Source organism: Bradyrhizobium sp., assembly GCF_049512235.1.
Lineage (GTDB): Bacteria > Pseudomonadota > Alphaproteobacteria > Rhizobiales > Xanthobacteraceae > Bradyrhizobium.
Map to the genome: position 1 here is coordinate 1 of NZ_JBEKXH010000352.1, position 6698 is coordinate 6698.

Consider the following 6698-nt stretch of genomic DNA (forward strand, 5'->3'; position numbering starts at 1 on the left):
GTTTGGCACGGCTGATGGACTGACACAGATTCCGGAGATAGGTAGCAGCATCGACCAGACAATCGTCTTTCGGCATCTGCAGGGCTCGATGCACGCTGGCGAAATCGTGGATGTGTTGGATCACGCCGGCCAGGGCGATCTTGACTTCCTCGTTGCCGGATTGCGCCGCCGTCAGCGCGACGATGCCGATCGTCGAAGTCAATTCGTTGTTGATGCGATGCGTGATCTCCTGCAGCAACAGGTTCTCTTCGATACGCGGGCCGTCGTGTATTCCGATTTCCTTGAAACGGTGAATGCCGCCGTTGTGCGTTTCGTGTGCCACCATTTGCATGCGCCTGACCTCTGTGTGCTGTGTAAGGCTAACGGCGCATGCCGGCCGCTTCTTGCATTCGCTGCCGCTGAATTGTCGATTTCTATTGGTTAGGGAGACGGCAGGTCGATAAAGCCGCGCCTGGATGCGGCCCCGGTTCAACTCCGCGACGCTGCTCAGCCGCATGAAGCCGCTGTCGCCCCCCGGACCAAAAGCTTTGAGCCGCAGGCCGAGCCCAATAATTCGATGCGCCTGCGTCAGCGGCGTCCCCGCTTTAGCGTTGCCGAATTTCGGATAGCTGATCGCAGGGACAACACGGCCTGCCTTTCCACTCCGAACGACCGACATGGGAGACGAGGGCATTCCGCTTGATGCACTCGCCTGTTCCAAACGAGCGACATAGCTGACAAGATCGAACCGGCGATCGACCGCGAACAATCTGTCCGGCGTGGTCGCAATCCAGATAAGGACTCAGGGCGTAACGGACGACAGCGAAGCGGGAAGGATCCGGCCGCGAATGACAAGCCAGACGGTCCCGATGGCGATGATGGCAACGCCGATATTGGCACATGCAAAAGTCGCAAAAGCGAGCGGCGGCGCCAGTCCGTGCATTCCACGTTCAACGAACTTCATCGCATCGAATGCCATCGCGGTGAGGCCGAAGGTGAACGCCCAATAGGAGGCCGCGAATGGTTGCACCATGATCCACGGCAGCAGTCGGACCAGGATGAGCGCCTGCAAGATGCCGTATCCGAGCAGCCCCTTCGCGATTAAATCGGGCGGTCCGGAAGTGAGCGACAGATAGGCGGAACAGCCAACCACCGCCGGCGCCAGCTGAAGGCCAAGTGTCGGCCGCAGCGGAGGGGTCAGAGGAGCGTGGACATACAACCGGTGCATCAGAACCGATTCCAATGCTAACCAAGCCAGCAGACCGGCGCCGAAGAACATCGCGGCCAGGTCCGACATGCCGAACGCAACGGCCACGATCGCGGAGACAAAATTGCCGGCTACGGTCGGCAAGTACAGCACTGGTGTGGTGGTCTCCGGATCTCTCCCGCCGGTCCACAACTGACCAGTGCGATAGACGGCAAACCCCAGTTGCCCGACGCCTCCAGCGACACCCAGCCCAGCAGCGACCAGGTAGCTGTAAGGCAGCGCTGCGAGGGACAACAGCATGGTCGACACCGGAAGCAATCCCACGAAACAACATTGAACGGGATGGCCGACTTCCCTCACGGCGTCGGCGCGCCGCCAAATCCATTTGGCGATGTACTGAAGGACTAGCAGCGCCCAGACGGCGGCCGCAGTCGCCATCACCGACTCACCAACGATCGCCGGCGCATGCCAGATACCTGCGGCCTCGCGCCAGCAGCGGCCCAGGCCGACGAGGCCCAATATAATGCCAAAAAACGCCGCAGGCACGTGTGTGTCCTCTGCACTCGCCAGTGGCGGTCAATCGCCAGCGTTTAGTCTGCCCTGGCCGTCAACGCGCAAACCGCGTAAACACCAAATCGTGGCCCTTTACGTTGGCCTGGTGGCAAGGGATGCAGGTCTTGTGCTGCGCCTCATCGGCCGGCTTCCCGTCGATGAACCGGCCAAATCCCCAACCGCCTGTCGAGGCGTATTTCGTCGAATCCTTGACCATAATCTGAACCGTCGTGGCGGCGCCGGGAACGAAGGCGCTGCTGAACTCCGTCGACGGCACGTGCTTCCAGGCGAGCTTCGCCAGAACCGCACCATCCGGAAACGGAAGCGTTCCCTCCCGGTAGGCCTGCATGGCGATTGCGTTTCCGAGAATGCCGCGAAGTTCATCCAGCCCTTCCTCGTGCGCCACGGCAACCAACTCCCACTGCCTGTATCCGTCAGGAACGGTCACGCCGAAGATCGGCGAGGCGCTCTCCCCGCCGGCGCGCCCCGGCGTGAACCACATCATGGTTGTGACGGATATCGCCGCCGCCGCGAGCAAAATGACACTCGTTGGTTTCATCGGTACCCTCCTGACCAAAATCGGTCGGCCAAATCTATCGTTCGAACCACCGCAGCGAAGAACGGAACACGGAACTGCGATCGAAAACGCGATCGCTGCCCCGGTTATGATCCTCACGCCTTCAAAAAGCCGATCAGTTCAGCGTTGACCCTGTCCTTCAACGTCGTACACATCCCGTGGGGTGCGCCCTCGTAAACCACGAGCTTGGCGCCCTTGATGATTTTTGATGACAGCAGCGCAGAGTCGGCGATCGGCACGATCTGATCATCGTCCCCGTGCAGCACGAGCGTTGGGATATCGAACCTCTTGAGATCCTGCGTGAGATCCGTTTCTGAGAACGCCTTGATGCAAAAATACGATGCTGGAAGACCGGCCATCATGCCCTGGAGCCAGAATGACTCTCGAACGCCTTCCGATATCTTTGCCCCGGGCCTGTTGTATCCATAGAACGGAAGGCTCAGTTCTTTGAAGAACTGGGAGCGATCGGCGGCGACGCCCGCCCGAAGCTGATCGAATACCGCTATCGGCAGTCCGGCTGGGTTTGCTTCGGTCTTCAGCATGAGCGGCGGGATCGCGCCGATCAGTACGGCCTTCGCGACCCGCTTTGTGCCGTGACGACCGATGTAGCGAGCGACTTCGCCGCCGCCGGTTGAATGCCCGACGTGGATCGCATCCTTCAAATCCAACTTCTCGACAAGTTCCGCGAGGTCGTCGGCATACGCATCCAAATCGTTACCGTGCCAGGGTTGGCTCGATCGGCCGTGGCCTCGACGGTCGAACCCGATGCACCGGTAACCGCGCGATGCAAGGAAAAACATTTGATCTTCAAACGCGTCGGCGCTGAGACGCCACCCGTGGCTGAAAACGACGGGCTGTCCCGTGCCCCAATCGTTGTAATAAATCTCGATTCCGTCTTTTGTCTTCATCGTGCTCATGTTCTTACTCTCCGCGTTGTTTACAGGTCCTACAAGCGCACCCTGGTAAGACGCCCCCACGGAGCGCCTGCGGTCCCGCTTGACTTCCGTTTATCGCCGACACAATGCAGGGCTCGCGCGACCTCGTCTTTTCCAAACATCCTGCTCTTGTGATAATTTGCTTTATTCCGAGCACCACTGAGATAAACGCCTGTCACTTCGCGCCGATGGTCGCAAGCCACCGGCCTGTTTGCCTCTTGGGATATCCAGATTGTCGCAGCAGCTTTCTCGGGGGTGCACGCTCAACGCGCTTTCCAGGTCGATTTAGAGCTGGTCGTCGGTCGCCCTAACGACGGCCAACCTCGTCGGCGCAACAAATCGGCGTCAGTTTCGGTACAGAACTACACTTGTGCGAAGTCCCACCCGGGAAACGCCGGCGCGAAAAGCTTACAGCCGCTATCGTTCCTGCTCCCGCCTCCAAACACCAGGGCTCACCTTGACCCGCTGCGAGAACACGCGCGTGAAATGGCTTTGATCAGCGAACCCCGTTGCAAGCGCAATTTCGCTCAGCGATTGATCGGTATTGAGCATGAGCTGCTTCGATCGCTCAACGCGCTGCGTCAAAAGCCACTGATGCGGTGGGCACCCAACAGTCTGCCGAAACGCCTGACTGAAATGACTGCATGACAAGCGGCATGCACTCGACAGTTCCAGGAGACTGAGGCTTCCCGAGAGATCTGCCATTAGCATCTCCTTGGCGCGGCGCTCCTGCCACGGAGCTAAACCTCCCTGACCGGACGCGTTCCTTTGACCGCGGGACCCGTAGGTTCTTGCCAGGTGGGCCGTAACAGCCCGCCACGCATGGTCGATAAATAGCTTATTGGTCTGGTTCGGCCGCATCAACGCAGGAATAAACGCAAGTGCGAGATTCATCGCGACAGAATCGACTTTTGCTTCGTTCACTGGACAGTGCAATTCATCGACGCGTTTCGAACCATGGTCCTCGGCTATTTCGTCAAGTGCTGACTGGGAGATACAAAAATTGACAACGTCGAACCCGCTTTGAATATCCGCCAGCCAGGAATGCCGCATATCATTGATATGGACCGATCCCGGCGCAAGAAAACGGCCAGACGTGAACTCATCGTCGCACCAGATATCGTATCTGCTGAACTCGCGCAGATGCACACACGCCGTGTAGACAGCCCTTTTCGCCTGCGGCTCAGTCATACCATGCGCGGCTTCGCCTCGCGAAATGTGCGCAATGACAAAGTCCTCGTCACCAGGCCTGACCGAAAGGGACCTGTACACATCGACCTTGCAGGGTGACGTCCGCGCTATGACAACGCTGTCACAGGTCTGCAGCGGTGTGAGTTTTCTCGAACCACATACTGCCGTCGCCAGCGCGCCCGCTGAAACCGCGCCGCTAACTCCGCTCTGCTCGATTATGCTCATGATCAGACTCCATCATCCAGGGCATCAATCCAGCCATCGGCCGACCGGACGCATGGAAGTGGAACCTAGATGCCATCGGATCAACGACCGTTCCATCGTACGATGGTATCGACGATACCTTGGGATTGGTTGGCGCGACGGGGATCCGAACTGAGCAGAATGGCGCGCCAGATGAGCTTACTCAGTTCTGGACATGGTAACGTTGCCTAGAATTTGTTTTCAAGATTCCTTGGCGCCCCGCGCCAGATCTAGCGAATCTCGAATGCTTTCCAGCAAGTCTGCCCTGCCAACCGGCTTGTCGAGCACGCAGACAGCACCGATTGAACGGATTGATCCTCCGTTTGAAAGACACTTATTGCACGACCGACGCGGCCGTTGGGACCGTGAAGCTGAATGTGCTGCCATGGGGCAGGCGCGGCGTGGCCCACAACCGGCCGCCATGCATTTCGACAATCGACCGACAGATTGCTAGACCCATGCCCATCCCATAAGGTTTGGTGCTGAAAAAGGTGTTGTAGATCTGGTCTAGTTTGGCTGGATCAACTCCTTCGCCAGAGTCCAGCACACTGACCATCAGATAGCCGTTATCATCGTCTCGCGTCTCTATGCGCAACATCCGCAATCGATCCGTCACCTCCAGCATTGCCTCGATGCCGTTCGCAACCAGGTTCAATATGACCTGTTGAAATTGCCCACGGTCACCTATAACGTTCGCCGCGCCTGCAAGACTGAGGTCCAAAGAGATATCGTCCTTGCTGATTTTCGCTCGCGCGAGATCGAGAACGTCGCGAATCGCCTGGTTCGCATCGAACTCGCCGATATCGGGAGCCGACTTCTTCAGCAACGCGCGAACACTCTTAATGACATCGCTTGCGCGATGACCATTCTTGACGGCGCGTTCCGCGGCAATGCGCGCCTTTCCGATCTCCGGCGGATCTTTTTCCAGCCTAAGCAAACAAGTTTCCGCACTTGTCACAATCGCCATCAATGGCTGGTTTAGTTCATGCGCAATCGAAGCCGCGAACTCACCCATCGTCATGCGCTGAGCGACCTTCTCAAGATCTTCCCGGGCTCTGCGCAGCGCCTCGTCGGCCTGCCTCTGCTCGGTGATCTCCTTGCAGATCGTAGCGATCCCCTTTCTTTCGCCGGTGTCCTTATCGATGATATAAAAGAGGTTTTGCAACACCGGTATTGGAGCATTTGTCTTGAAGTGCCTTAAATTCCGCTCTCCTATCCACCTACCGTCGCGCATCAGCGCCGGAAGGATCTCTTCTGAATATCTTTGGTCTTCTTCCGCCGGCCGCAAATCGCTGATCTGGACTTCGGACACGTCTGCATCCAGCTCGATCCCAACCATGCGTCTGCCGCCGGCGTTGATGTAGCCATCGCGGTTTCTTGTCGGGATATAACCTATGAAATCGCTGCTGTTTTCAATCAAGGAAACAAGCATTTGCATTTCGTCGTGCGATGCCTGAAGCTGCGCTTCTGTGCTCTTCAATTCGGAATACAAACGAGCATTTTCGAGAGAGATCGCAGCCTGTGAAGTTAGCGTCCTCAGCAAGGCAATTCGCTCCGGTGTGAACACGTGGGTGGCTAGACGGTTCTCCAGGTAGAGAGTGCCGACCAATTGCGATTGCTTCATCAAAGGAAGGCACTTCAATGAACGAATCCGATTTCGGCGAATGTAATCATCTTCGACAAACGAACCCGCCGCCGACGCGTCGTCCAGTAACACGCTCTCCTGGGTTCGAATGACATACCGAAGGATCGGCTCGCACAGTTCGGTCGATGAGACGCGCGAGCGTCGAAGAACAACCTGTACGGAACCGCTCACAATTCTTGCCTCGGCCTCGATCCGCACATCGTTTTCGTCCGAAAGTATCAGCAAGCCCCGGTCGGCTCCGGCATGTTCGACGGCGATAACCATCAGCCGTTCGATCAGCCGGTCCAGAACAATCTCTTCCGAGACCGCCTGTGACGTTTTTATCACCGCAGCAAGGTCGAGGTGATCCAACGTCGGAGCAGCCTGGAC

The 6698-nt window shown here is 57.8% G+C and carries 6 protein-coding genes; all 6 read right to left on the minus strand.

Annotated elements, in window-relative coordinates:
* Window positions 1–748: histidine kinase dimerization/phosphoacceptor domain -containing protein (locus ABSG20_RS25880; protein WP_423867331.1), on the minus strand; the 748-nt coding region annotated here is incomplete at its 3' end.
* Window positions 749–781: 33 nt separating this feature from the next.
* Window positions 782–1732, minus strand: coding sequence for a dicarboxylate transporter/tellurite-resistance protein TehA (tehA, locus tag ABSG20_RS25885; protein WP_423867332.1), 951 nt, complete (start codon window positions 1730–1732; stop codon window positions 782–784).
* Window positions 1733–1793: 61 nt separating this feature from the next.
* Window positions 1794–2243, minus strand: a complete 450-nt coding sequence (locus tag ABSG20_RS25890; RefSeq protein WP_423867336.1) for a cytochrome P460 family protein — start codon at window positions 2241–2243, stop codon at window positions 1794–1796.
* Window positions 2244–2410: 167 nt separating this feature from the next.
* Window positions 2411–3232, minus strand: coding sequence for an alpha/beta fold hydrolase (locus ABSG20_RS25895; protein WP_423867333.1), 822 nt, complete (start codon window positions 3230–3232; stop codon window positions 2411–2413).
* A gap of 435 nt (window positions 3233–3667) precedes the next feature.
* Window positions 3668–4666, minus strand: coding sequence for a helix-turn-helix domain-containing protein (locus ABSG20_RS25900; protein ID WP_423867334.1), 999 nt, complete (start codon window positions 4664–4666; stop codon window positions 3668–3670).
* A gap of 352 nt (window positions 4667–5018) precedes the next feature.
* The coding region (locus tag ABSG20_RS25905) for a GAF domain-containing sensor histidine kinase (protein ID WP_423867335.1) at window positions 5019–6698 on the minus strand (1680 nt) is incomplete at its 5' end.